Raw genomic sequence first — 24,644 nt, forward strand, 5'->3', positions numbered from 1 at the left:
CAGAACAGCAGGATGTCTGGCGGAGTTTGGCCAAGACGTGGGACGACGTGCTGTTCCCTCAGCTCGAGGATCGTTACTCGGGACGTCCGGAACAGCTGATGGACCTCCTTCACGTCGATACCCCTCCGACCACTGGCGAGTTCGCTTGGGCCCGGCGCACCTCGAAGGCCGGCACGGCCGCAGCACGCACCCTCGCACCGGTGCGGGTCAGCGAGTTGGACACTGACGTCATCAAACGGTCGTTCAGGTGGCTTACACGCTGAATGCACCGCGGCGCGTCGTTCTCCAGGAGTACGGCGCACCAGCGGTGCGCAGTATCGACGAAACAGACCTGCAAGCTCTTGCCGAGGCCAACGTCCGTTGGAAACGAGCGCTGAACCTACGGGATGATCCAATCCGAGTCGAAGACATCGGCAACGGACGGGTGAAGCTGCGGGCCGAGGCGGTCACTGGCGTTATTCGCGTCGGACAGACTGACATCGAGATCGCGCCCAAATTCCTGAGCACTGCAGCGGGAAGTTGGCAGACAGTTCTGTGGCGGATCCTCTCGGTCGTCGAAGGAGGTCATGTCGAGGACACGATGACTACCGCGAATGAGACCGATTCGCTCTCGATGCCTGATCTGCTCGCCGAGATGTTCCTGGCCTCCTACGCAAAAGGCGGTGTCCGCGGTCTGCCGCGAGGCTATCTGACGGAGAAGGCATCCGGCCCCACGCTCCGCGGGGCGCTAGATCTGTCTCGCTTGAGCGAGTGGATCACCACTCCCTGGGAGATCCCATACGTCACGGACTTGCTGACGGATGATACGCCCCTGGCCCGGCTCTTGCGCTGGTCCGCAGAGTGTCTCGCCGCCACCGTCAAAGCGCCAGGACGCGCTCGTGCGCTGCGCGAGATCGAAGCGGGGCTGTCGCACGTTGGACGGCAGCCTCCGCACCTCCTTGATGCACAGCGGATCGAACTCGGCACGCAGCACCGGGGATTGGAAGCAGCCAAGGTAGTCGGTCTGCTGCTTCTCGAAGGTGCAGGAGTCCATCACGCCCGCGGTAAGCACGCGCTCTCCGGCTTCTTATGGAAGTCGGACACGATCTACGAAAACTACGTTTACTGGCTATGCGGACGCGCGGCGGGTAAGCGCGGCGAACACGTCAGCAAGTACGCGGTCAAGTTCGGGACTCTGGTTTCTGGCCCAGGGCGTCTGTTGGAAACAGTCCCCGATGTCGTATTCCGTGACGCCGAAGGCAATGCCGTCGCCATTACTGATTCCAAGTACAAGGTGCTGGGGACGCGCCCTAAGTCGACGGACACCTACCAGGTGCTAACCGCTGGACATGTTCTGGGGTGTAGCCGTGTGTCGCTCACCTACCCGGTTGCGGAAGACCGCGAACCGACAGTTTGGCGGGTTTCGTCGGAACTAGGAGGCCACGACATCGAGCTGACAGCACTGCCTCTCAACCTAATGTCCTTGACTCGAGCTGACGGGCAGGAGTTCTTAATTGAGAAGATCGGACAGTGGCTTTCACCCCCGTCTGGTGACCGTCTAGATCTAAAACTGACAAAGGATATTGACACTCGGGTCTTCCAATCCTAAGAAGATTCCCAGGACTCGAAACGACCTTGCACGCCAACGTCAAGCTAACCACCGGCTGGCCATCATCCAGCACGTGGAGAAGGTCAGCGGCAACGTTGCGGCGACCTTCCGCTATTCGTCACCCATTTGGAACTCGAAGGCTTGGCGGACCAAGCCGATGATGTAGCCCAGGTCGGAGTTCTCGTCGAGGCCGACCTCGGTCGGGCCGTTGCCCCAATGCCCCTTATCACTGACGTCCCACGCGAGAGCCCGCTCGTCGTGGAGCGCTTCCAGGGGGATGTTGAGACTCAGCCTCATCCGGGCCTTCTGGGGAACGACATCAACAAAGTTGGTCTCGGCCTTGAAGGCGATGTAGAGCTTCAGGAAATGCCGGGTGATTCCGGGGTCCAGAGCCAACACTTCTGCGCTGAACTTCTCGAACAGCGTTCGGCGTGGCTGTGGCAGCAGGTGCGGGTGGTCCTCGATTGAAAAGTCCGATTCGGCTCGCTTCTCTGCCAGCTCCCCGAAAAGTTCGGGCGGCAACTGCGGCATCGTCCAAATCTGCAGCGCATCATCGGCCAGCCGCGCGGCTCGCTTCTGGATCTGGTCGGCGTTCCAGGTGTCGAGTTGTCCCAAGCCCTTGTTCAGTCGCAGGGGACTGTCTTTGAATCCTCCCTCCATGTCGCGCTTCTTCGTGAAGGGGTGGTCGGAGTACTCGGAGTTGTAGCCGGTAAGTGTCAGGTTCCCGAGGGTGTGCAGGTACCTCACCTGCACGTCCTGCCAGTCGTCGCCGAGAGCCGCTTGCCACTCCGATGAAAGGTTCTCGTTCTGCGGCATGATGTGTTCGATCGTGTAGTCCTCGACCGTCACATGCTCCTTGCGACCGTGGTTCTCCAACTTCCGAAGGAAGTACGAACGCCGGCGGAAGTTGTACAGGTCGTTGGCCGTCAGGCTGGAGCGGAAATCGCTGTCGGTCGGGAACTGGCGATAGCTTTTGAGGCCCAGGAAATGTGCCTTGACGCTGTCGAGGTAGCGGTCCTTGCGCACTGCCGAGCTGAAGCCGGCGAAGGTCTTGTTCAGCGAGTTGGTCGGAATCCGGCAGACCGCTCTCCGGAAGATGTAGGAGATCACGAGATCGACGATCTGCAGCACGTCCTCTCGCGACAGGGTAGCGAGCTCGTAGTCGGTGTAGACCTCCAGCAGGAACGGGTAGACGACGTCGGCCTTGATCTGGTCCAAATCCTTGAACACTCGTCGCAGCTTCGGGTCCTTCTCCTTGCCCAGTGCCATCGCGCAGTATCGACGGGCGTACTGACGCAGCTCGATGACGAGCGACTCGATGCTCTCGTCCGCGTCGGTGAACGCTGCGGCGTATTCTTTGAACGCGTCGTATATATCGTCCAAGCGAGGAATATCGCCCGTCTTGACGGTCAGGTAGTGACGGACGAACTGGTCAAACTGACTCTCCTCCGCGCCAACGAACTCAAGCTCCATCGGACGCCAATACGCCGCGTAGAGCTTCTCTTGCTGCTTGGGCGGCAAGTCCATCAGGACGTAGTTGCGAATCAGATCGGCCTGCGAGAGCTTCTTGCCAGTGGAATTCATGGCCTCGAAGACCAGTTGCGGGTTGTCCACACCGCGCTCGAGCTTCACGTCGACGACGACAAGCTTGTCGAGACCACGGCACACCACGCACAGGTCCAGGTTGGGATCATCCAGCTTCTGCCTAAAGTAGGCGTAGTTATCAATCACGCGCGTGACCGCCTCGCTGGCGGGCTCTGCTCCCTGGAGGATCGCGATCAACGCCTGCTTGTCAGTCTGGGACAGGATCAGCTTGAACTGCCGTTCGCCGTCCTCGTCGTCGTTGAGCAGGTAGCGATTCCGGATCTTCCGCGGCGAGAAACCATCCCAGGGCTCCTGCTGATCCTTCGGCAACTTCTCCAGCCGTTCAGCCAGCGCCGCCAGGATTAACGTCACCGTTGTCACCCGCTGCTGGCCGTCAATGATCAGATCGGGCTCGGCAGAGGTATTGGTGGCCTGGTCCTTCGCGACGTACACGATCGACCCCGTGAAGTGTGAGCCGAGCTTGGGCATCGACCCTGCCCGGATGATGTCGTTCCACAACTGGGCACACTCCGCCTCCTGCCAGGAGTAGAGCCGCTGGTAGATCGGCACGATGAACTGGTTGCTAGCCTTCAGCAAAGTGAGCAGGTGCGAGTCGACAGCCTTCATCGGTCCCCTCCGAAATATCGCATGTCGTCAATCTATCGACTACGCCACGGATAAGAGAGACTCGACATACTGTCGCGTTCGCTTCCCATCACCGCTTCCTGAACATCGTCGCCCTCTTTGTCACCTACCCGAAGGTGACTGCGCGTAGGTCTGATACATGAAGTAGTGACAGGGTTGACTTGACCTACGGTTTGGTGTCCAGTCGTGGTATCCCAAGACCCCGGGGAAGACCTGCGCTAATTTGTCCTGGGCGTGGGCATGAACTTGATGTTTTGGGACGAGTAGACACATCTTATGAGAGTTTCGTTCAATGAAGGGATGCCCTCGAAGCCTTAACGGATAGCGCCTCTGGGTAAGTTCACAGCTAAGCCATGGAGATTGGGTTTAGTTTCGGCATTTCGATCGTGTATGTTTTTCCGTGCAAGCCATGATGAATTCAATGAAAAGGTGCTGAGTTGGCGCAGAGCGTGCAGATCATTTTGGAAGACGACCTCGAGGGTGGTCCTGCTGAGGAGACCGTCCAGTTCGGCTTGGACGGCCGGCAGTACGAGATCGACCTTTCGACCGCGAATGCGGAGAAGCTGCGGGAGGCCCTGCGCCCCTACGCCGCCTCCGGCCGGCGAGCCCAGTCCAAGTCCACCCGGACCACCGGGCCCCGTTCCTCCACTGGTGGTAACCCGGAGACGGCGAAAATCCGGGCCTGGGCGAAGGAGAACGGCCACCAGGTCTCCGACCGCGGCCGTATTCACCAGTCCGTCAAGGACGCCTACTACGCCGCCCAGTAGGCCCCCCACTCCCCCACCGGACAGCAGTAGGCCTTCCGGGCGTTCCGTGACGGCGGGCCCGGTGCTGGCCGGCCACCGCTGCGACATCGCAGTGGAACGTCTCGGGGCAAGGCTTGAGCATGTGAGCCGTCACCGTGGCTTTCTCCTCATGTTGAGCAGTTGGTGACGGGCTGACGGTCCTTGTCCGGTACGGCGCCGCCGGGACGCCCCGCGTCCAGCCTGGACAGCGCTGGTCGCCCCTTCGGCGCCCGACAACAACTCCTGCTGGGGGCCGGCCCTGGCTCCTGACGAAAGGTACGCGGGCACCTGCGTCGTTCGACGACCCACGGAACCACCTGCCCCATCCCGCCGCCTGTCCCCAGAAGAAGAGAACCCGGCCCACCAGCAACGGTGAGCCGGGTTCCTTCCTCGCCGACCAGGGGAAAGCCGCCCGCAGCCGCACCCCTCCCCTACCGGGGGCCGGTTCTATCGGTTGAGCTGTTGGGCGTAGGCGCGCACCGCGTTTTCGATCACCGCACGGGCGGTGCCGTCGTGCTCGGTGAGCTCCTCAATCAGGTCGGAGACGTCTTGGGCCACCCGCACCCCCAGCTGGATCGTGGGTTCCCGGCGGGGCCGGCCGCGGCCGCGCTTCGGAGCCCCCGGCGGCTCCGCCACCGGGGTTGCCTGGACCGGCGGGGACGACACCTGCGGTGTCGCGGGCTGGGGTGAGGTAGCGCGTGGGGGTGTGTAGTCGACCGGATCGATGTGCTCATCCGGGGCCGGACGCGGCCGGCGACGCTGGAGTGAGGCGGGGCGCTCGGGCTGCTCGGTCATCGCAGCACCTTCTTCGCGATCGCCGTGTAGGCATCCAGCACACGGGAGCCCTTGCGGTACTGGCCGTACCACTCCCCCGAAATGCGTACCTCCTGGACGATGGCCCGATCCGGGATCAACGGCTCCAAGAACAACCCCGTGGCCCGCAGCTCCTCCAGGCTGGCCACCGCCGCCCGGCTCATGATCGTTTCCTTCACCCCACCGACGACGATGCCGGCCTCGGTGAGGGTGTCCGGGGCGCCCAGTTGCTGGCGGTGCCGGCGGAACTGGGCGACCGTGCGCCTCGCCCCGTCCACTCCGTCGATGCCGTCGCTGGTGGCGGTGGCGGCGTAAACCACAGTGTCCGCCGCGTTCAACGCCGACAGCGTCAACGGCCCACCCTGCCGGTTCGGGCAGTCAATGACCACCACATCCGCCTGCAGACCGGTCAGGGAGATCTTCAGCCGCAGCTCCGCATGATCAGCCCGGTCCGCCTCACGGTTGGAGACGTTGCGGGCCGAGGGAATCACCCGGAGGTTGGGGTGCCACCCGCTGGGCACCGCGAGGTCTTCGGCCCAGCCTTCGGGGTTCTCATCGCCCAGGATTGCCCCAACGTGCATTCCTTCCGCCGAGGGCTGCACCCCGAACCACTTGGTGGAGGCCGCGCGGGGGTCGAGGTCAACGAGGACGACTCGACGTCCCGCGGCGGCGGCAACCATTGCTAGGGAGACGGCGGTGGTGGTCTTAGTAACTCCACCGGATTCGCTGTACACCATGAGGGTTTGCATGCTTGCAAGCTATCAAGCTGGCGGGCCATCAAGCCACCTGGCTAGTTATCTGTATTTCTACCTAGCTAACCAGCTAGCTATATAGCAAGCTAGATAGCTATCTACCATTAATTCTACGAGGCATGCCTTTGGGGTGTCGTGGTGGACAAGGATGCTGGGCCAGAGAGTGCGTTTCGCAACCGAAGCTGGCGTCCCCGGCGCGTATAACCCCAGGTGCTGGTCAGGGGCGCTTGGGAGACTAGAGCGCATAGCACGGCCCAACACACCACCGGGGAGGTTCCATGGCGCAGCAGCACATTCTCCGACCGGCCCTCGAGGTGAACCGGGCACAGCAGGTAGCTTCCGTGGTGCACAGTGCTGCCATGGAAGGACTTCACGCCACAACAGCGACCCGTGCTGAGATGGATCGTTTCGCCGAAGGTGGGCTCGAGGTCGAGGAGCTGGTTCGGTGCACGCGCGCCCGCTACGGCCTTGAGTGAGGCCCCCGGCCCGCACCGTGACCCGTATCTGAACCCGCACACCGGGATCCTGACCAACCTGATCGGCGCACGCACCGCCGTAGAGCTCGCCGCCGCGAAATCCGACTCTGGTGGCGGTCCGCACCCTGCAGCTGTGGCGCCGTCCACCGGCGCCCACCCGAGATCTAGTCGAGCTACCAGTCATTCACCGTCACCTGTTCCAGGACATCTATCCCTGGGCGGGGCGGCTGCGCACCGTGGATCTGCGCGAGACGGTCTCGGGGGCGCAGCCGTTCCGGGAGGGCAACGGGCGCACCCAGCGCTTCTTCTTCGATCGTCTGGCGGTAGGCGCCGGCTGGTGGTTGGACTGGACCCAGATCACCGGGGCGGTCAACGACGCTGCGTCCCGGTCCGCCGCCGAAGACCATGACCTCGCTACCTTGCAGGAGATGCTCGCGGTGATCCTCACTCCCGCCCCACACCGCCCTCAGCCACGTTCCTGACCGGACCAGCTAGCGGTCGAACAGGAACGGAGACAGCGAAGTCCCTGAGAGCACTGTGACACTGACCTTGGACGCGACGCGTCAGTGGACGATGTAACCGGGGAACCGTGCTGACCACCGGGAGTCACCAGCGACTCGAGTGACTTCGTAGGAGACGGCGGTCAGGTGTGGGAAGCGCAGTCCGTGGAGTTCTCCGACACGGGCCCCCATTTCAGTGACGTGCAGTTCTCGCCCACCCAGCGCAGCGCCGTGGAACGGTCCGTCCTTGACTGTCTCCCAATAGTCGGAGGCGGTTGTGAAAGACCAGTAGCCGGAGCCGATGGGGTAGTCCTCCAGGTAGTCCAGGGGTACCCAGAGAGTGAGGCCGCGGTGCTCGGGGAGGAGCCGATCCCGGAAGTCGGGGTCTGGTTCTCCAGGCAGGACGCCTTCGGGCCACTGGTAGGCGGGTTCGCTTGTCATGGGGGCATCCTCTTCTTTGGCAGGTCCGGGGGGCACTTCCAGGCTAGGGGAGGGGGCAGGGCACACCTTGGGAGCGGAGCTAATACCTGTTGCTTGGAGAATTTCACCCTCCTCGACGGGGCCGCTGGCGGGTGTGGTGGGCTCGTTTTTCAACCAGGCCATCACGGTGCGGGCGGTGCGACCTACGGCCTCGGCGATGGCCCGGTAGGTCGCCCCCGCCGCGCGCAACTGCACCGCTAGAGCCCGCAGCTGCCCCACACGGCGGGTGCGGGCCTGACGGGCCTGGGCGGCGTTGTCTGCCGCCGCCCGCGCCTTGGCCTCGGTCCGGGCCTTCCCGCCGCGGCGGCCCATCCGCGCTAGATACTCGTGTGCAGCATCGGAACCACTGGTGGAGGTGGGGCGGCCTTTGCCGGCGTTGACCTGACGGACGGCCGAGCGCGCCAGACAGGCGACCTCGCTATCGGTCAGAGGGTGGGGCATCTGGGCGTTGAGCGCCCTAGCGTGGGCGATCGAGGCGGCCTCGCTGGGGGTCTGGTGGCGGGCCTGCCGCTGGTCCCACAGCCACCGGCGGGTGGCGCGGAAGATCGCGGTGTTGCGCCCCACCTCCGTGGCGGTGTCCGAGACAGAGACTCGCGGGATGCCGGACTGTCCCAGCAGGGGCGTGCCCGGGTCCCAGGCTGGTGTGGCGGGTCCGTCGATGGCCTCGTCATGGAAGGGGTCGGTGTACTCGGCCATGTGGGCCTTGAGATCCCCTAGGGACCATGGGCTGGCTCTGCGGCCCCACCACACGAGCCCGGCCGGGAACTGAGCGGCCGGGTTGCGCACCAGGTACCGGGTGAAGCACGGGTCCCCGTCCACCAGCCGGTCCAGTGCCCGCTGCACCGCCTCCGCGTAGCGGATCGGGCCCGGCCGAGCACCCTCGCCCCGGTACACCGGTTCGATCGCCCATCCGGCCTGGGCATGACCCGTCTCCGGGTTCTCGATGATCCAGGTCGGCTCCGGCACCGCCGGGTGCATCAGGTTCAACAACGCGCCCTCGTCATCGACGTCCACGACGAGGAAGTTCAACCAATCGGCCGGGTTGAGCTGGATGAACGCGAAGTCACCAGCAGGCCGCCCACGGTTCGGGAACGCCTGCGACTTGGTCTGACCGCACCGGAAGTACTCGATCCGGTGGTGCGCCAGAAACCGGCGGGCCGGGGTCTCGGGGCAAAAAAGGGCAATGTCGAGTAAGGCGGGGTCCACTTGCGGACGCGCCTCAGGTACACTAGGGGACACAACGGTCCCCTGGTAATGGGTTCATATGCAGTTCTCATCCGGTTTCTGTTGAACCAGCTGTTCTAGGTCGCCAAACTCACGACAGCTGATTGACTTCGACGGCCCGCCCTCCACGGCGGGCCGTCAGTCGTTTAAGCGGTTTTGGTGATGGGGAGCTCCTCAGCGTTCTGCCGATCATCTATCGCATTCGGCAATCCGTGGTCACGGTCGATCAAAGCGCCGACGTAGTCCGCCTGGGACAGCCCTAGAGCAGCTGCCTTCTCCGCCGCACGGCGGTGCTGCTCGGGCAGGACGCGCATGCTGAACGCCACTCGCTTCCCGAGCAGCTTGGGCGGTGTGTACTCCGTCATACGCCCACCCTCTCACATTGCTTGTACTAGCGCTAGAAGTTCGTGGGTGTGTCGGTCGGATCGCTACAGGTCATGGGATTGATGGCCCACAACGTCCCACTGGCCGTTGTGCTTCTCGAGGTAGATGACGACTTGGCGTTGGCCGGTGGCCTCGATCTGGTGGTCGTCGCGGCTGATCCATCGCCAGGTGAGGTCGTAGGCGCGGATGGCTTTGTCCGCGGCGACGTCGCGGGAGACGTCACCGACAGCCGGCACGAGGCTGGGCGCGCTGTAGGCCTGGTGTTCGGCTGGTTCGAGCCAGGCGGCCTGGTTGCCGTTGCGTTCAGGCTCGACCTGGTGGTTGGCCCACTCTTGGGACATCAACGGTTTGGCGCGGATCGCGGCGGCGGTTTGGGTGCGGTCGGTGGCGGTGTCCCAGGAGTGCAGCATCAGCGCGGCGGTTTCGGCGGTGGCCTCCACATCGGCCCGGTCCACGCTGCCCGGATCGGGGAAGGTGCCCTCTCCGGGGATGAGCTCGGTGGGGGAGGGAGTAGCCGTGGCGGGGGAGGTGGTCTGCTCGCTGGTCTGCTGTGCTCCCTCGGGCCCGCAGGCGGTCAGGGGCAGCAGGCACAGGGTGAGGGCGGTGATCAGGCGGTGTCGGCTCATTTCGGCCATGCTCCTTTCTGTTTGAGGATGGGCTCGGGGTCGAGGTTGTGCCCCTGGTAAGGGAAGACCGTCTCCGGGGCGTCAGGTTTGTAGATCTCGAAGTGCAGGTGCGTGGCCATGCCGAACCGGCCGCGGTTACCCTCGGTGCCGATGACGTCACCGCGTTTGAGCTGCTGGCCTTTGGCCACGTCCCAGGAGTGCAGGTGGCAAAAGGCGAAACCGAAGTCGGGGTCCTCCCCGTTCTCCTTGGCGATCACGCACCCATCGGTGGCGTTGAACCCGGTGATCCGTAAGGACGTGGGGGCCACGACGACCCCACCGCGGCCGTTGCCGGCCCCGGGGGTGGCGATGTCCACGCCCTCGTGCTGGTTGGCCCACCCGGGAACCCCGGCCAGGGCGCGGCCGCCGTAGCCGGAGGTGAACACGCCCCCGGGCAGTGGGGTGGTCCACTCGCCCTCGCCCAGGTCTCCGTCCCAGGCCAGGGCCCCGGTGGGGGCCTGGCAGTGGGCGGAGAACTGAGACTGGCCGGTGTCCAGGATCGTGTCGATGTAGTCGCGGGTCTCCTGGTACGGCGGCACCCCTTGGTGCTGCTCCACCGCCCCGGGGCCGGCGTTGTAGGCGGCCAGGGTCAGGCGCACGAGCTCACCGGCGTCGTCACCGGCGATCGGTTGCACTTGATCCTTGAGGGCGGCCATGTAGCGGCCGTAGGCGGGAATCGCGTCGTCAGGGTCGAAGGGGTCCCCACCGTTGCCGTAGGTGGCCCAGGTGGCGGGCATGAACTGGGCAATGCCCTGGGCGCCGGCCGGGCTGGTGGCGTCCGGATTCCACCCGGATTCCTGGGCCAGTTGTGCCGCCACCACGCTCACGGGCAGCCCGGCGGTCCGGGCGGCGGCCTCGACCAGTGGCGCCCAGCCGTTGGGGATGTTCGGTGCCCGCTGCTGGCCGCTGTCGGTGCCCGTGGTGACGGCGGTGACGGTGCAGGAGCCGGCTGAGGCCTGTTCTTCGTCCTCGGCCAGGGTCGCCACCAGCACGGCCAGGGCCACGATCGATCCGATGGCGAAGACCAACAGCAGCGCCACGACGGCGCCGAGGGCACGGGGGGATCCAGCCGACATCACAGCCTCCTGGGGGGATGGGAGGTCTGCGGGTCAGAGCTGGTCGATCAGGGTGGCGGTGGCTTCCTCGTAAGCCCGCACAGTAGCTGGGTGCAGGGCGTCGTAGTGGAAGGCGCGTCCTTCCTGGAGGGACTTGTCGAAGGGGATGACCACGGTCCCGGCCAACCCGACCGCTTGGGCGTACTCGCGCAGCCGGGTGAGGCGTTCGGTGTTGTTGGTGGCGGTGTTGGAGACCACCAGCACGGACCGGGCCAGCTTCGGCCCGTGGCCCTCAGCGGCGACGGCGGCCACGGTGGCCTCCAGCAGGCGAGCGTCGTCTTCGCGGTTGTGGGCCACCAGCACCAGGGAGTCGGCCACGTCCACGGCGGCCCGCCAGGTGGAGGACTGGGCGGAGTTGCCGGTGTCGAGCAGGATCAGGCTGTAGAGGGACCGCAGGGTCTCATGGGCGGCCCGTACGGAGCGTCCGTCCACCCGGGTCCGATCGGTGCCCTCGGGTGGGGAAGCGAGCACGTGGATCCGGTCATCGCCCTGGGGGCGCACGTAGCGCACGAGGTCGGCGGTGCGGCGGGTGACGGTCTCCAGGTTGCGGATCAGGTCCAGGGTGGTGCGGTCGTGGCCGCCGGCCAGGGAGCGTTCGGCCAGGGTGCCCTGGTTCTCGTTGAACTCCCCGGCCAGGATGTTGCCCCCACGCACCCGCCCGGCGGTCGCGGCCAGATGGTAGGCCGTGGTGGTCTTCCCGCCCCCACCCTTGAGCTGGAGCACCGCCACGGTGCGGTGGGTCTCCAGCGGCCGCTGGATCCGCACCCGGCGGGCCCGGGACGCCCGTTCGGCGGCTGAGGCCGCCAGGGACAGTCTGAGGGTCTGGTTGCACCATCCGCGCCAGCCGTGGCGGGCGGGGGATTCGGGCTGATCCGTGGTCGTCTCCCGGCGCAGCTGCAGGCGGGGATCTCCGGCCTCGGCGACGATCGGGGTCGGTGTGGAGCTGGTGGGCGCCGGGTCGGCGGCGGGCGTGTCGCCCGCGGTGGTCTCGGGCAGTGGGTCCGCATCTGAGAGCTCGGATGCGTCCCGCGAATGGGGGACATCGGCCTTGGGAAGCGTCTGCGGGGTCTCCGCATCGGTGGAAGGCTCCGCGGGCTGGTGTTCGCTCAGGTCAGCGGCTGGTTCAGTGGCCGCCACTGGGCGTGTCGTCTCCTCAGGCTCCGGTAGGAGGTCGTCGACTGTGACCACACGTGAAGAGCCTCCACGGGAGGGCCGTTTCTTGGCCGAGGCACTGGCGTCTGCTGTCACGGATCCGTCCGCGGCGACGATCAGTCGCGTCTCCGGCTCGGTCACCGAGGCCGGGTCGATGGCCGTCAGCTTCACCGGTCGCCCCAGGTCATCAGCGATAGAGACGACGTGGGCGATGGCTGCCGGCATCGAGGCGAACTCGTAGGGGACCCGGTCGATCGTCACCTCCACGCTGTCGTCGGCGGCGATCCTGGCCGTGCAGACCGGCCGCTCCAGTGCCTGAGCCATGGTGCTCTCCCTACTCCTCGTTCGTGTGCGCCCCGTCATTGTCGGTGGAATGGGGGACGTTGTACTGAGAGCGAAGGTGTTCCTTGATGTCGTCCCGCAGGATCAGCCAGGTCTTGCCGAGCTTGATCGCCGGCACGATGCCGTCGCGCAACCAGCGGTAGGTGATGGTGCGATCACCCAGGCCCAGCACCTGCGCGAGCTGGTCGACGGTCAGCCGCTCGGGCAGGCCCTCGAAGAGCCGGTCCAGCGCGTCAGACACGACGATCACCTGCGCCCTCATACTGGGCACTGTACACAGTCATACTCGTTTGTTGTCTAGCGTTGTTTAACATTGCTAATCCTCTCTCAGTGTTGTCTAATGCACATAGGGTCCAGTCTATTGGAGGCCCTGCGACCGAGGAGGTGTGATGGACAACCGTTGGGCTGAGTTGGTATCGCCCTCCACCCAGGAGCAGACCCGCCCGATCTTCGAAGACGTCACCGAGGAGACCGTCACGGTCTTCCGTGGCGCCTCAGGTCCCCAGCGAGGCGTGACCGGGCTTTCCCAGGACGAGGGGCGACTGGGGCGGTTTCTCACCACCGCCCATGACGTGTTCTGGCTCGGTGTCCACGGTGGGGCCGGGGAGTCTGTGCTGGCCGACCTGCTCGGCGGCACCGCCTGCCACCACCGGTGGCCCGCCCGCCCAAACGAGGAGCCCCAGCACACCCCCGCGCCGGTCTTCCTCGTGGCCCGGCAGAACAAACGGGGCCTCGACGCCGCCCGTCTCGCCGCCCGCGACTGGGCGGCCGGCGCCCACCCCGATGTCGACCTCCAAGGCCTGGTCCTGGTGGCTGACGCCCCGGGGCGCACCCCGAAGTCCCTGGCCGCAGCGACCCGGGTGATCTCCGGTGGTGTGCCCTCCACCTGGGTGGTGCCCTGGATCGAAGATCTCCGGCTCACCGGAGCCACGGACTGGGAATCCATGGCCCGGGAACCGAGAAAAGTCCTCACCGCCCTCGGTGAGGCAGCCGATGAAGCAACTTCTGAGAGGACCCCCCAATGATCGACCTCGTACTGGCTGCACAGGACACCGTGCAGGCGCTGCCGGCCGCCCTGCCCGACTCCGACCCGCTGGCTCCTCCCGGGATCGGTGACACCTGGAACCGCATGGTCGGTGTCGGCAAATGGATCGCGCTGGGCATCGCTGTGCTGGGCCTGTTGGTGGTCGGCGGAAAGATGGCCTTCGACGCCCGACGCGGGGAGACCACCGAGGAGGTCTCCGGGATCATCAAGATCGTCCTGGCCGTGGCTCTGATCTCCGGCGGCGCCTCGATCCTCTCCTTCATCTCCGGGGCATGACCTCTGGCCCTCGCAAGACCAACCCCCCGCATCAGAGGAGCAGCAGGTGACAGACCAGATCGAGACCGACGACAACAACACCTGGTGGAAGGCCCCCCGCTTCCTGATCTCAGCGGTCCTGGTCGCGTTGCTGATCGTACTGGGGGTGGTCCTGTGGCTGTGGCCCGACGGAGAAGAGCCCACCCAAGCCGCCCCGGCGCCAGCCACCACCGCCGAACCGGTGGCGGGCGGGGAGTCGGTGTGTGGTTTGGACGCCTCCGGCGGCACCACGCTCACGAAGGCCCCCGAGGACGTCGATTGGACCGCCCTGGGCGCGATCTACGCGCCGTCCTCGGAGGAGCACGGACCGGGCACCGTGGATGAGTCAACGGGTGTGCGCTCCTGCTACTCCCACACTCCCGAAGGGGCGTTACTGAGCGTCGCCAACATGTTGGCCTCCAGCAATGACCCGCAGCTCCTCCTGGACACGACTCAAGCGTTGGCTTTGGACGGCCCGGGCAAGGACATCAACATCGGGCAGATCCGACAGCGCATCGCGGAGAACGACGCATCTACCACTCCTGTGCAGATTGCCGGCTTCCGTCTTCTCTCCTACACCGGCGACAAGGCCAGCGTTGAAGTAGTGGCCGCTGCAGACGACGGATCAGAGAAGACGTACATCACCAGCAGCGCCGACATGGTTTGGCAGGACGGTGATTGGCGCTTCATGTTCCGCGACAACGGAGACACAGGCCCCGTTGCCGGCCAGGTGTCAGACCTGAACGGGTACATCACGTGGGGACCTCACGATGGCTGAGGAGGAAAGCTGCGGCAGGCTCGACCTCGTCTGCAACACGAAGGAAGGAATCAGCGATGCGCTCACCGGGGCAGCCGGGGATGCGCTGGATCAGATCGCGGACGGTGTGACCTCCGCCGTGGTCGAGACGATCGCATCTCTTGGATCCATGTGGACCACGGTGGGTAGCGCCAGCCTCACCAGCGAGAACAGCGGCGTTGCCGAGGCTCCGGTCCGGGGAGCGTTTAACGATCAGGTCGATCTGCTGCTGAGCTACGCGAGCTGGATCGGGCTGGGTGTGTGCGTGTTCGGGGTGCTGTTCCTGGGCATCGTGCTGGCCACCAACGCCCGCCGCGGTGATGGGGCCGGCTTGGTGAACACGGCCACCGTGCTGGCCTCCGGGGCGGCGCTGATCGGTGGGGCCACCAGCCTGATCGGATTCCTCGTCCCGGCCCGGGCGGGGAACCTGTCCGGGTCGGTGGGCTTCATCCAGGACCAGACCTTCTACCTCACCTTGGCCGTGGCCGCCCTGAGCGTGATGATCGCCGGGGCTCAGATGGCTTGGACCCAGCGCGCTGAACCGGCCCGGGACCTGCTGAAGAATCTGCTCACCCTGGCCGTGGTCACGGCCTCGGGGGTGACGATCCTCAATGTCCTGGTGGCCGGCACCGACGCCCTGGCCGTGCAGATTATCGACTCCGCCATCGGGGAGGACTTCCAGACCGACGTGCTCCAGCTGCTGGCCCTGGACAACGCCACCAGCGCCGGTGCGGCGGATCCGGTGTGGTTGGGCGGCAACGTCATCCTGATCATCGTCGGCGGGGTCGTGGCGATCATCGTGAACCTCATCCAGCTGATGCTGATGGTGCTGCGCACCGGGATGCTGTTCCTGATGGCCGGGATCCTCCCGCTCTCAGCCGCCTTCCTGAACACCGAGACGGGGAAGAACTTCTTCCAGAAGGTCATCGCCTGGACCCTGGCCTTCGCCTTCTACAAGCCCGCCGCGGCGCTGATCTACGGGTTGGCGATCAAGATGTCCACCACCGGGGTGTGGGAGGACTCCGGCAGCGGGCTGATCCAGTTCGCCGCAGGGCTGATGATGATCGTTGCCTCCGTGTTCGCCCTGCCCGTGCTCATCGGATTCCTCAGCCCCGTCCTGGGCTCGATGTCCTCCTCCGGCGGTGGCGGCGGGGCGCTGGGCATCGCGGCGATGGGCGCGGCGATCCCGCAGGGCGCCTCCCACCTGGCGCGCTCGGGACGCGGGTTCGGCTCTGACTCTTCCTCCGCTTCCTCCTCCATATCGCCCTTGAAGGGCGGATCGGGTTCCGCGCCTGCGGGTCCGTCCTCGGCTGCAGGTGGGGCCAGTGGCACCGCTGGGGCCAGTGCCACGGGCACGGCGGGCTCCGCTGGTGCTGCGGCGGCGGGTGCAGCGGCGGCACCGGTGGCGGCGGGCATGGCGGCCGCCAACGCCGTGCAGAAGACCGGGGAAGCCGTCTCCCAGGCCACCGAGTCCAGCGCGAAAGCCGGCACCTCCAGCACCGGCGGAAGCACCGGAGCGGCGGGAGCGTCCGCCACGGGCACCGCCGGCCAGGACGGTGCGCAGAAGTCGGCTGCGGGGACCGAGGCGAAGCTGGCCCCCGGCACCGGGGCGGCACCTCGCGCCGGAGCTGGGACAGGGGCTCGTCCCACGCCGGGGTCCGGTGCTGGTGTAGCACCGGCACGCTCCGGGGCCCGTCCCACGGGACCCACCGGCCCAAGACAGGCGGCGAAGGCCGTCCAGCAACAGGCACGTGCGTTCAAGGCGCAGATCGCCAACGAGACCGGAAACGAGGGCCGCCCTGATGGCGCAGACCGAAGCTAAAACCGAGAACCGTCCGCGGGTGTACGGCAACTTCCGCACCCCCACCTCTAAGGGCCTGGCCGGGCTCTCGACCGCCGGCACCGTGCTGCTGATCGGTGGGGTGGTCGGCGGGATCCTGCTGATGATGCTCAACATGTGGCTGGTGGCCCTGGGCTTCGAAGCGGTGATTCTGACCCTGATCGCGCTGTCCATAAGCAAGAACAAGCACGGACGCACCCTCATTGAGCGCATCGTCCGCCGGGCCGGGTGGGCCAACGCCGTCTACGCCGGCGCCAACGTCTACCGGGCCGGGCCGGTGTCCCGGGTGCCGTCAGGCACCACGAAGCTGCCCGGGATCTCGGCCCGCTCCACGATCACCGAGCACGTCGACGGCTACGGCCGCCCCTTCGCCTTGCTCGAGGTCCCGCAGAAACACCACTACACCGTGGTGTTCTCCTCCGAACCCGACGGCGGAGGCATGGTCGACCAAGAGCACATCAACCGGTGGGTGGACCGCTGGGCGCACTGGCTGGGCATGCTCACCGACGAACCCGGGCTGACCGCGGCCTCGGTGACGATCGAGACCGCCCCGGACTCCGGGTACCGGCTGGCCCGCAAGATCGAAGCCCGCATGGCAGACAACGCACCGGCCTTCGCCCGGGACGTGATCAACGAGACCGTGCAGATGCTGCCCACCGGGGCCACCGTCACCCGGGCCTACATCGCGGTGACCTTCAAAGCCTCCGTGCGGGCCGGCGGACGCATCCGCAAGCCGGACGAGGTCGCCGATGATCTGGCCGCCCGCCTGCCCAACCTCACCCTGTCCCTCAACGACACCGGGGCCGGGGTGGCCGCCCCATTGACAGCGCAGCAGTTGTGCGAGGTCATCCGGGTGGCCTACGACCCGGCCGAAGCGGTGCTCTTCGACCGGGCCCACGCCCAGGGTGTGGCCCCGGAGCTGGACTGGAGTGAGGTCGGCCCCCAGGCCGCTGACACCTTCTGGGACTGCTACCACCACAACAACTGTTGGTCGAAGTCCTGGGCGATGTCCGTGCCCCCGCGCTCCACCGTCCAGGCCAACGTGCTCCAAGCCCTGATCGCCCCGAACCCGGAGCTGGTGCGCAAGCGTGTCACCCTGCTCTACCGGCCCATCGACCCGGCGAGGGCGGCGCAGATGGTGGAGAACGACATCAACACCGCCACCTTCAACGCCTCCTCCCGCAACCGGGCGACGGCCCGGGACACCCGCGAAACCCGCGCGGCCCAGGCCACCGCCGCCGAGGAAGCCGACGGGGCCGGGCTGCTGAACTTCGGGCTCGTCGTCACCGCCACCGTCCGCGCAAGGGGCGAGCTGGACGAGGCCGAAGCCATCATCGAGAACCTCGGCACCTCGGCGAGGATCCGCCTGGAGGAGGCCTACGGCGCCCAGGACTCCACCTTCGCCGCCGGCCTGCCCCTCGGTGTGGTGATCCCTGACCATCTGGCCCTGCCTTCGACCGTGAGGAACGCCCTGTAGATGAGCACCAAGGCCCGTAAGCAGATCGTCCTCCCGGCCAGCCGGGGTACCGCCTCAACCACCGTCCTAGACCGAGCGTTGACCCGAACGAAGCTAGGCAAGGTCTTCGCTAAGCCCCAGCGCACCGGCAGCACCTCGGTTACTGCCTCCTCCACCCGTCGCCCGGGCCCGCGGGGCCACAAGGGCCGGGGACTGGGTGAGGCGCAGCTGCTGCACCCGATCCGCGAGATGCGCGGCACCAACTACCAGGTCTGCGGGCTCTTCCCCTTCCCCATGGGCGGGGGCTCCCCGTTGGAAGGCGTCCCTTTGGGGCGCAACCTGCTCTCCGGGGAGCCGGTGTGCTGTGATCCGATCTCCTGGTTCCAGAAGCTGCGGGTGATCGCCAACCCCTCGGCCTTCATCATGGCTAACCCGGGGCTGGGCAAGTCCTCCCTGCTGCGGCGGATGGCCATCGGGCTGGCCGCCTTCGGGGTGTGGCCGATGGTGCTCGGCGACATCAAGGGCGAACACGTCGCCATGATCGAAGCCCTCGGCGGGGCCGTGCTGCCGCTGGGCCGCGGGGTCGGGCACATCAACCCGCTCGACGACGCCGGCGCCGTGGCGGCGGCCAAGCTGCTCTCTGCCGCCAAGGCGGAGGAGCTGCTGGCCGATCTGCACACCCGGCGCTTCGACCTGATCCGGTCGCTGATCGCGATTCTGCGCAAGAAGCCACTGGACGAGCGCGAGGATCAGATCCTGGACCGATGCCTCACCGTCCTGGAAGCCCGCCACACCGTATCCGGCACGGTCCCGGTCATGGCGGATCTGCGCCAGGTGCTCAAGGACAAGCCGGTCGAGGTGCGCGAGGTGTCCCTGGATCGCGGCGACGACGCCCGTTACGAGGCCATTACGGAGGGTCTGGAGTCCTCGCTGAACTCCTTGTGCGGGACCGGGGCGTTCGGGCAGATGTTCGCCCGCCCCTCCACCAACAAGATCGACGCCTCCCGGCCGATGGTCTTCGACCTCTCCCGGATCTCTCAGTCCGAGTCCGACCTGCGGGCGGCCACGCTGTTGGCGTGCTGGTCGATCGGCACCGGAACGGTGCGGACCTCCAACATGCTCGCCGACGACGGGGTGATCGAACGCCAACGCTTCCTGCTCATCCTCGATGAGCTGTGGAACACCCTGGCGGCCGGGCCCGGCATCGTCGATCAGGTCAACGCCCTGACCCGGCTGAACCGGGAGATGGGCGTCGGACAGATCATGGCCTCCCACACCCCCTCTGACCTCATGGCCGTCCGTGGCGAGGAGGACCGCGCCAAGGCCAAGGGCATCATGGACCGCTGCGGGATCAAGATCCTCGGCGGCCTGGCCAAATCCGAGATGCCGCTGCTGACCGAATCCGTGCCGCTGTCGATGCGCGAGCAGGAACAGCTCGCCGCCTGGCAGGACCCGCCGGCCTGGAACCGCCGGGGCGATGAGGAGATTCAGTACACCAACGATGACGTGTACACCCCCACCGACGCATCGGCCATCAGCGAGGCCGAGCTGCGGGCCTGGCTGGAAGACCCCGAGAATCGGGAATGGTACTTCGACGATCGCACCACCTCCCCGCCTCCGGGCCAGGGGAAGTTCTTCATCAAGGTCGGCGCGAGGGCGGGGATCCCGTTCTCGATGGAGTTCACCCCCACCGAGCGCCGGTCTCAGGTCCATGACACCGAGAAGAAGTGGCACGAGGCCAAGTTCCGCGCCGCTCAGGAGAGGGGCGAACGATGAGCTCCCTGGACCGCAAGTACAAGGCCGGCGGCGGGGAAGTCGCCCTGCTCCTGACTCTGCTCTTCGCCCTGGTCGGTGTTCCGGCCATCCTCTACACGGTGGTCAGCGCCGGCCACGCCCTGACCCCGCGCACCGAGCCGCTGCCCACCGGGTACTGGGAACGCTCCCTGGGCGTCTTCACCGGTGACCTCCCGTGGCGCACCACCGAAATCGTCCTGGCCGCCACGGTCGGGTTGCTCCTGACCGGGCTGTTCGCACTGTGGGGGTGGAAGCGCCACCAGAAGGCCCAGAAGGTCGTCAAGCACGACCGCGCCGCACCACGCATGGCCTCGGTGCGCGACGTCGCCCCCTTCACCGAGAAACAAGCCCGCGCCAAGGCCGCCCGCTTCGGGGTGGAAGCTCCCGGGGTGATGATCGGGAAGATGGTCCGCGGCGGCCACACCCTCTACGCCTCCTGGGAAGACACCCTCCTGCACATCTGGGGCACCCGTACCGGCAAGACCACCTCCCAGGCGGCCCCGTCCATCATCGAGGCCCCAGGCCCAGTGATCGCCACCTCCAACAAACGCGACCTCTCCGACCTGACCCGCGACATCCGCGCCACCGACGGTGACGTGTGGGTCTTCGACCCCCAAGGAGTCGCCGGGGAGAAACCGACCTGGTGGTGGAACCCGCTGAGCTACGTCACCGACAGTGAACGGGCCGCGGAGATGGCCACGAACTTCGCAACCGGCTCCCGCCCCGCCGGGGCCAAGATGGGTGACGCCCACTTCGACTCCGCCGGCAAAGACCTGCTGGCCGGGCTCCTGCTCGCCGCCGCGGTGGGTGAGGAGCCGATCGAGCGCGTGCACTACTGGCTGACCCGATCCACCGACGACACCCCCGCCAAACTCCTCGACGCCCACGGCTGGACCAAGGAAGCCGACTCCGTGGCCAGCACCATCCGCCAACCCGAGAAGTACCGCGGCAGCGTCTACTCCACCGCCCTGCAGATGGCCGCGTGCCTGAAGAACGAGAAGATCGCCGCCTGGGTCAACCCCACGAGCCCCGACGACACCCGCCCGCAGTTCGACCCCCAAGCCTTTGTGCGCGGCAAGCACACCCTTTACGCCCTGTCCAAGGAAGGGGCCGGCACCGCCGGACCGCTGGTGACCGCTCTGACCGTGGCCACCGTGACCGCCGCCGAAGAGCACGCCGTCACCCAGGCCGCCGGCCGTCTGGCCACCCCCATGGTCTGCGTGCTCGATGAGGCGGCCAATGTGTGCCGGTGGGCGAACCTGCCCGACCTCTACAGCCACTACGGCTCCCGCGGGATCGTGGTCTCCACGTTCCTGCAGTCCTGGTCCCAAGGCGTGGACGTGTGGGGCGAGTCCGGGATGAAGAAGCTGTTCTCCACCGCCAACGTCGTCACCTACGGCGGCAACGTCAAGGAAGAGGGCTACTTAAAAATGCTCTCGGAGCTGATCGGCAAGTACACCTACACCTCCGTCTCCTCCTCACGGCAGAAAGACTCCGGGTCCACCTCCCGCCAGGACGCCACCGACGACATCCTCTCCGTCGCCGACCTCGCCGCCCTGCCCAAGGGCCGGGCCGTGATGCTCGGCTCCGGGGCACGGGCCGTGCTGCTGCGCACCATCCCAATTGACCACCGCCCCTACGCGGAAGCATCCAGGGCCTCCGAAGCCGCGCACAACGCACCCACCGACACCCGCGCTATAGAGGAGTCCGCACCCGGGCTCCAGGGGGCTGAGCCGAGCCGGTCCGAGCCCATGGGCAACCGGTGGGCGGCCCTGGTGAAGGAGTAAGACCATGGACATCGGTGCCCGCCGAACCAACAGTCACGACGACATCGACGGCGAACCCCTCGAGGACGCCGAACGGGGGGAGGGGGAGAGGGAGCTCGTCTATGCGAACGTGGCCGAGTTCGTCACCGAGCACCTGGCCTACCAGTACCGGCGCGACATCGACCTCGCCGGCCGGGCCACCACCTTCACCTGGTGCGCCCAATGGTGGCGCCACGAAGAAGCCGTCAGCCGCCTCACCGGCCTCTGGCGTGCCTGGGAGAACCTGCGCACCGACCCCACCACCGGGCTGGCAGTGTGGTGGCGCGACTACGCCGACCCCACCATGCGAACACTCTTCGACGAAAAAGGCCCCTTCCACGGCTGCACCCCCAGGTCACACGCGCCGAAAGGGATACCGCTTCCCTTGGATCCTCCACCAGCCGAACTTTTCCAGTAAGCGGCTTGGCTTCTGCATCCATCTACAGTCCAGGCTTGATGCCTCCATTCTCCCCGTGGCCCTAGCTGTACTGACCGGACACGTTGATCGATAGACAAGTCGCCACTTGTGACAGAAGGCCACGCTTGTCTATAGTGTGGGTATGACAGTTTCACTGGATGTTGCCCTGCCGCGCACGGACCTGTCGGCGCGGGATCACGCGCGGATGCTTGCTCCGTTGTTGAAGCCTTTGTCAGACGAGAACAGACTGATGATCGTGCTGACGCTTGCGGCGGGGGCGTGCTCGAACAAGAAGTTGCAGGAGGCCACCGGGTTGAGCCAGGCGCTGGTGAGTCACCATGTGGCAGCCTTGCGGCAAGCGCAGCTGATCAGTGTGCGGGCCGAGGGCCGGTCCAACATCTACGCGCTGTGTTGTGAGCAGTTGGCGGCGCCGGTGCAGTGGCTCGCTCACTTGGCGACTCTCACTCCAGAGGGACAGAAGGCGTGCTGCACTGCCCCAGCAGGGGAGGGTCAGGCATCGACTGAGGGTGCTGCGCGGTGATTCATGCGGTACAGACCTTCGGGTTGATCCTGGTCGAGTTGCTCGTCCTGTTCTCGCTGATCTCGGTGCTCGTTGCGCTGGTGAACCGGCGGTTCGGGCCGGATCGGATCCAGAGCTGGATGGCCGATGGGCGCCTTCCCGGCCCGCTCAAGGGGCTACTGCTGGGGGCGATCACGCCGTTCTGTTCCTGTTCGACGCTGCCGGTGCTGGCTGGGATGTTGAAGTCGGGGGTGGCGTTCCGGACGTCGATGACCTTCCTGATCTCGTCACCGCTGCTGGATCCCATCATCGTGGCCGGGGTGGTGCTGCTGTTCGACTGGCGTATCGCGTTGGTCTACACGGTGGTCACCGCCGCATGGTCCCTGCTCGCCCCCCTAGTATGGGAACGACTCGGCATGGCCAGCCAGCTCAAGCGAGTCAAGGTCGTCGGCGACGACAGCACCCCCCACCCCTGGGCAGGCCTGCGCAACGAGATCCGGCCCGCACTCGGCGAGGCCTGGGCCGATCTGAGACCGCTGCTCGTCCCGATGGTGCTGGGTGTCTCGGTCGGTGCATTTATCTACGGTTTCGTGCCTCAGGACCAACTCGCCGCGGTCGCTGGCGACGACAAACCGTGGGCCGTGCCGTTGGCCGCCGTGCTTGGCGTTCCGCTTTACGTGCGTATCGAGACGATGCTGCCCATCGGCTTGGCCCTCAGCTCGACCGGCATGGGGCTAGGTGCAGTGTTCGCGCTGATGATCGGCGGCGCCGGAGCCTCGATCCCCGAGATCTCGATGCTCACCACCTTGTTCAAGCCCCGACTGGTCGTCACTTTCGTGGTCACTGTCATCGGCACGGCCATCGCCGCCGGCTACCTCATCCCACTGATCGCCTGACCCAACCACCACATTCCCAACCACACGAGGAGAACAAGCAACCATGGGACTCAAGGACCTCTTCACCGCACGCAAGCAGGACAGCAGTTGCTGCGGGGCCCAGATCGTGCCCGACGATGACGACCAGCCCCAGAGCGAGCAGGGAACACCCACCGAGACGGCTGCCTCTTCAGCGCCGAACAGCGAGGACACGGACGGCAACTGACATACCGAATCGATGGGGCTGCACCACAGGGTGCAGCCCCATCACTGTCTCCACCCGCTCGTCACCAGGAAGACCACCATGTCCCACGCCAATGCCGCCCTCACTCCGCGTCACCGCCTCAAGGTTGCCCAGCTGGTTGTTGACCACGGATGGCCGATCAGCGAGGTCGCTGCCCGGTTCCAGGTCTCCTGGCCCACCGTGAAGCGCTGGGCTGACCGCTACCGGGCCGGTCAGTCCATGCAGGACCGCAGCTCACGGCCTCACCGCTCCCCGAACAAGACCAGCCCCACGACTGCGAAGCGCTGTATCCAGCTCCGGCTGCGTCTGCGGGAAGGTCCGGTTCAGTTGGCATACCGGATTGGCGTTGCTCCGTCGACAGTCCACCGGATCTTGGTCGACGTCCACTTGAACCGCCTGTCGCACGTCGACCGTGCCACTGGAGAGCCTGTTCGTCGCTACGAGCACGACCACCCCGGGGCGATGCTGCACGTCGACGTGAAGAAGCTCGGCAACATCCCAGACGGCGGAGGCTGGCGCTACGTCGGCCGACGACAAGGCGAGAAGAACCGCGCAGCCACACCCGACAAGCCCAAGAACAAGCACTACGACCCGTTGATGGGCAAGGCCTACGTCCACACCGTCATCGACGACCACTCCCGCGTCGCCTACGCCGAGATCCACGACGACGAAACAGCCCACACCGCCACAGCGGTCCTGGCCAGGGCCGTCAAGTGGTTCAACGCCCGCGGGGTGACCGTCGAGCGGGTCCTGTCGGACAACGGTGGCGCCTATCGCTCACACCTGTGGCGCGACACCTGCGCCGAGCTGGGAATCAGGCACAAACGGACCAGGCCGTATCGCCCGCAGACCAACGGCAAGATCGAGCGCTTCCACCGCACCCTGGCCGACGGCTGGGCCTACGCCCGCTGCTACACCTCCGAGACGGAGCGTCGCGGCGAACTCGACGGCTGGCTGCACTACTACAACCATCACCGGCCCCACACAGCCTGCAGCAACCAGCCGCCCTTCTCACGATTGACCAACGTGTCCGGTCAGTACACCTAGCTGGC

26 protein-coding genes are annotated in these 24,644 nt (G+C 66.3%); 17 read left to right on the forward strand and 9 right to left on the reverse strand.

Annotated elements, in window-relative coordinates:
• The coding region (locus E7Z53_RS20055) for a hypothetical protein (protein ID WP_217905941.1) at window positions 1-263 on the forward strand (263 nt) is incomplete at its 5' end.
• The gene (locus E7Z53_RS18005; protein ID WP_176338489.1) at window positions 248-1,588 is read left to right on the forward strand and encodes a 5-methylcytosine restriction system specificity protein McrC; all 1,341 of its coding nucleotides are present in this window, start codon (window positions 248-250) and stop codon (window positions 1,586-1,588) included. The genes E7Z53_RS20055 and E7Z53_RS18005, both read left to right, overlap by 16 nt.
• Window positions 1,589-1,699: 111 nt before the next feature.
• Here E7Z53_RS18005 and E7Z53_RS18010 read toward each other — a convergent pair whose 3' ends face one another.
• The gene (locus tag E7Z53_RS18010; RefSeq protein ID WP_176338490.1) at window positions 1,700-3,799 is read right to left on the reverse strand and encodes a DUF262 and DUF1524 domain-containing protein; all 2,100 of its coding nucleotides are present in this window, start codon (window positions 3,797-3,799) and stop codon (window positions 1,700-1,702) included.
• A gap of 455 nt (window positions 3,800-4,254) precedes the next feature.
• Between E7Z53_RS18010 and E7Z53_RS18015 the strand changes: the two genes are divergently transcribed.
• Window positions 4,255-4,584 carry a histone-like nucleoid-structuring protein Lsr2 gene (locus E7Z53_RS18015; protein WP_176338491.1) on the forward strand — a complete coding sequence of 110 codons (330 nt, stop codon included), beginning with the start codon at window positions 4,255-4,257 and terminating at the stop codon, window positions 4,582-4,584.
• Between the two features lie 465 nt (window positions 4,585-5,049).
• On the opposite strand, the gene E7Z53_RS18020 is transcribed toward E7Z53_RS18015, so the two are convergent.
• Together E7Z53_RS18020 and E7Z53_RS18025 are read right to left on the reverse strand one after the other, a co-directional pair.
• Window positions 5,050-5,397, reverse strand: coding sequence for a hypothetical protein (locus E7Z53_RS18020; protein WP_176338492.1), 348 nt, complete (start codon window positions 5,395-5,397; stop codon window positions 5,050-5,052).
• Window positions 5,394-6,164, reverse strand: coding sequence for a ParA family protein (locus E7Z53_RS18025; RefSeq protein WP_176338493.1), 771 nt, complete (start codon window positions 6,162-6,164; stop codon window positions 5,394-5,396). Before E7Z53_RS18025 ends, E7Z53_RS18020 begins: the two co-directional genes overlap by 4 nt.
• A gap of 281 nt (window positions 6,165-6,445) precedes the next feature.
• Between E7Z53_RS18025 and E7Z53_RS18030 the strand changes: the two genes are divergently transcribed.
• Together E7Z53_RS18030 and E7Z53_RS18035 are read left to right on the forward strand one after the other, a co-directional pair.
• Window positions 6,446-6,643: an antitoxin VbhA family protein gene (locus tag E7Z53_RS18030; RefSeq protein ID WP_176338494.1), complete on the forward strand. Its 198-nt coding sequence runs from the start codon at window positions 6,446-6,448 to the stop codon at window positions 6,641-6,643.
• A 110-nt stretch (window positions 6,644-6,753) separates the two neighbouring features.
• On the forward strand, window positions 6,754-7,125 hold the full coding sequence (locus tag E7Z53_RS18035; protein ID WP_255219678.1) for a hypothetical protein: 372 nt from the start codon (window positions 6,754-6,756) through the stop codon (window positions 7,123-7,125).
• Between the two features lie 81 nt (window positions 7,126-7,206).
• Here the strand turns inward: E7Z53_RS18035 and E7Z53_RS18040 are convergent, their stop codons facing one another.
• The 6 genes from E7Z53_RS18040 to E7Z53_RS18065 all read right to left on the reverse strand — a co-directional run bounded on the left by E7Z53_RS18040 (window position 7,207) and on the right by E7Z53_RS18065 (window position 12,767).
• On the reverse strand, window positions 7,207-8,829 hold the full coding sequence (locus tag E7Z53_RS18040; protein ID WP_176338495.1) for a replication initiation protein: 1,623 nt from the start codon (window positions 8,827-8,829) through the stop codon (window positions 7,207-7,209).
• A 164-nt stretch (window positions 8,830-8,993) separates the two neighbouring features.
• Window positions 8,994-9,212, reverse strand: coding sequence for a hypothetical protein (locus E7Z53_RS18045; RefSeq protein ID WP_017832691.1), 219 nt, complete (start codon window positions 9,210-9,212; stop codon window positions 8,994-8,996).
• Window positions 9,213-9,275: 63 nt separating this feature from the next.
• Complete coding sequence (locus tag E7Z53_RS18050) at window positions 9,276-9,857, reverse strand: hypothetical protein (RefSeq protein WP_176338496.1); 582 nt, start codon at window positions 9,855-9,857, stop codon at window positions 9,276-9,278.
• Window positions 9,854-10,972, reverse strand: a complete 1,119-nt coding sequence (locus E7Z53_RS18055) for a transglycosylase SLT domain-containing protein (RefSeq protein WP_176338497.1) — start codon at window positions 10,970-10,972, stop codon at window positions 9,854-9,856. The genes E7Z53_RS18050 and E7Z53_RS18055 overlap by 4 nt, the downstream gene beginning before the upstream one ends.
• Window positions 10,973-11,005: 33 nt before the next feature.
• Entirely contained in the window at window positions 11,006-12,487 is a 1,482-nt protein-coding gene (locus E7Z53_RS18060) for a MinD/ParA family ATP-binding protein (RefSeq protein ID WP_176338498.1), read from the reverse strand.
• A 10-nt stretch (window positions 12,488-12,497) separates the two neighbouring features.
• Window positions 12,498-12,767 (reverse strand): helix-turn-helix domain-containing protein, encoded by a 270-nt coding sequence (locus E7Z53_RS18065; RefSeq protein WP_095651506.1) that lies wholly within the window; start codon window positions 12,765-12,767, stop codon window positions 12,498-12,500.
• A 127-nt stretch (window positions 12,768-12,894) separates the two neighbouring features.
• Here E7Z53_RS18065 and E7Z53_RS18070 point away from each other — a divergent pair, with 127 nt between their 5' ends.
• The 12 genes from E7Z53_RS18070 (at window position 12,895) to E7Z53_RS18125 (ending at window position 24,639) form a co-directional block, all read left to right on the forward strand.
• A complete protein-coding gene (locus E7Z53_RS18070) occupies window positions 12,895-13,530 on the forward strand; it encodes a DUF6668 family protein (protein ID WP_176338499.1) in 636 nt (211 codons plus the stop codon).
• Window positions 13,527-13,826 (forward strand): hypothetical protein, encoded by a 300-nt coding sequence (locus E7Z53_RS18075; RefSeq protein ID WP_176338500.1) that lies wholly within the window; start codon window positions 13,527-13,529, stop codon window positions 13,824-13,826. Before E7Z53_RS18070 ends, E7Z53_RS18075 begins: the two co-directional genes overlap by 4 nt.
• Window positions 13,827-13,872: 46 nt before the next feature.
• The gene (locus E7Z53_RS18080) at window positions 13,873-14,622 is read left to right on the forward strand and encodes a hypothetical protein (RefSeq protein ID WP_176338501.1); all 750 of its coding nucleotides are present in this window, start codon (window positions 13,873-13,875) and stop codon (window positions 14,620-14,622) included.
• Window positions 14,615-16,462 carry a type IV secretion system protein gene (locus E7Z53_RS18085; protein ID WP_176338502.1) on the forward strand — a complete coding sequence of 616 codons (1,848 nt, stop codon included), beginning with the start codon at window positions 14,615-14,617 and terminating at the stop codon, window positions 16,460-16,462. The genes E7Z53_RS18080 and E7Z53_RS18085 overlap by 8 nt, the downstream gene beginning before the upstream one ends.
• Entirely contained in the window at window positions 16,443-17,957 is a 1,515-nt protein-coding gene (locus E7Z53_RS18090; protein WP_176338503.1) for an SCO6880 family protein, read from the forward strand. The genes E7Z53_RS18085 and E7Z53_RS18090 overlap by 20 nt, the downstream gene beginning before the upstream one ends.
• Before the next feature lie 78 nt (window positions 17,958-18,035).
• Window positions 18,036-19,712 carry an ATP/GTP-binding protein gene (locus E7Z53_RS18095; RefSeq protein ID WP_255219679.1) on the forward strand — a complete coding sequence of 559 codons (1,677 nt, stop codon included), beginning with the start codon at window positions 18,036-18,038 and terminating at the stop codon, window positions 19,710-19,712.
• Window positions 19,709-21,517, forward strand: coding sequence for a type IV secretory system conjugative DNA transfer family protein (locus tag E7Z53_RS18100; RefSeq protein ID WP_176338505.1), 1,809 nt, complete (start codon window positions 19,709-19,711; stop codon window positions 21,515-21,517). Before E7Z53_RS18095 ends, E7Z53_RS18100 begins: the two co-directional genes overlap by 4 nt.
• 4 nt (window positions 21,518-21,521) lie before the next feature.
• Window positions 21,522-21,953, forward strand: a complete 432-nt coding sequence (locus tag E7Z53_RS18105; RefSeq protein ID WP_176338506.1) for a DUF4913 domain-containing protein — start codon at window positions 21,522-21,524, stop codon at window positions 21,951-21,953.
• Between the two features lie 142 nt (window positions 21,954-22,095).
• A complete protein-coding gene (locus E7Z53_RS18110) occupies window positions 22,096-22,494 on the forward strand; it encodes an ArsR/SmtB family transcription factor (protein WP_048896403.1) in 399 nt (132 codons plus the stop codon).
• Complete coding sequence (locus E7Z53_RS18115; protein ID WP_176338507.1) at window positions 22,491-23,369, forward strand: permease; 879 nt, start codon at window positions 22,491-22,493, stop codon at window positions 23,367-23,369. The genes E7Z53_RS18110 and E7Z53_RS18115 overlap by 4 nt, the downstream gene beginning before the upstream one ends.
• Before the next feature lie 43 nt (window positions 23,370-23,412).
• Entirely contained in the window at window positions 23,413-23,574 is a 162-nt protein-coding gene (locus tag E7Z53_RS18120) for a hypothetical protein (protein ID WP_154676754.1), read from the forward strand.
• A gap of 78 nt (window positions 23,575-23,652) precedes the next feature.
• On the forward strand, window positions 23,653-24,639 hold the full coding sequence (locus E7Z53_RS18125) for an IS481 family transposase (protein WP_065062263.1): 987 nt from the start codon (window positions 23,653-23,655) through the stop codon (window positions 24,637-24,639).
• Window positions 24,640-24,644 lie beyond the last annotated feature (5 nt).

Source organism: Kocuria salina, assembly GCF_013368965.1.
Classification (GTDB): Bacteria; Actinomycetota; Actinomycetes; order Actinomycetales; family Micrococcaceae; genus Kocuria; species Kocuria rosea.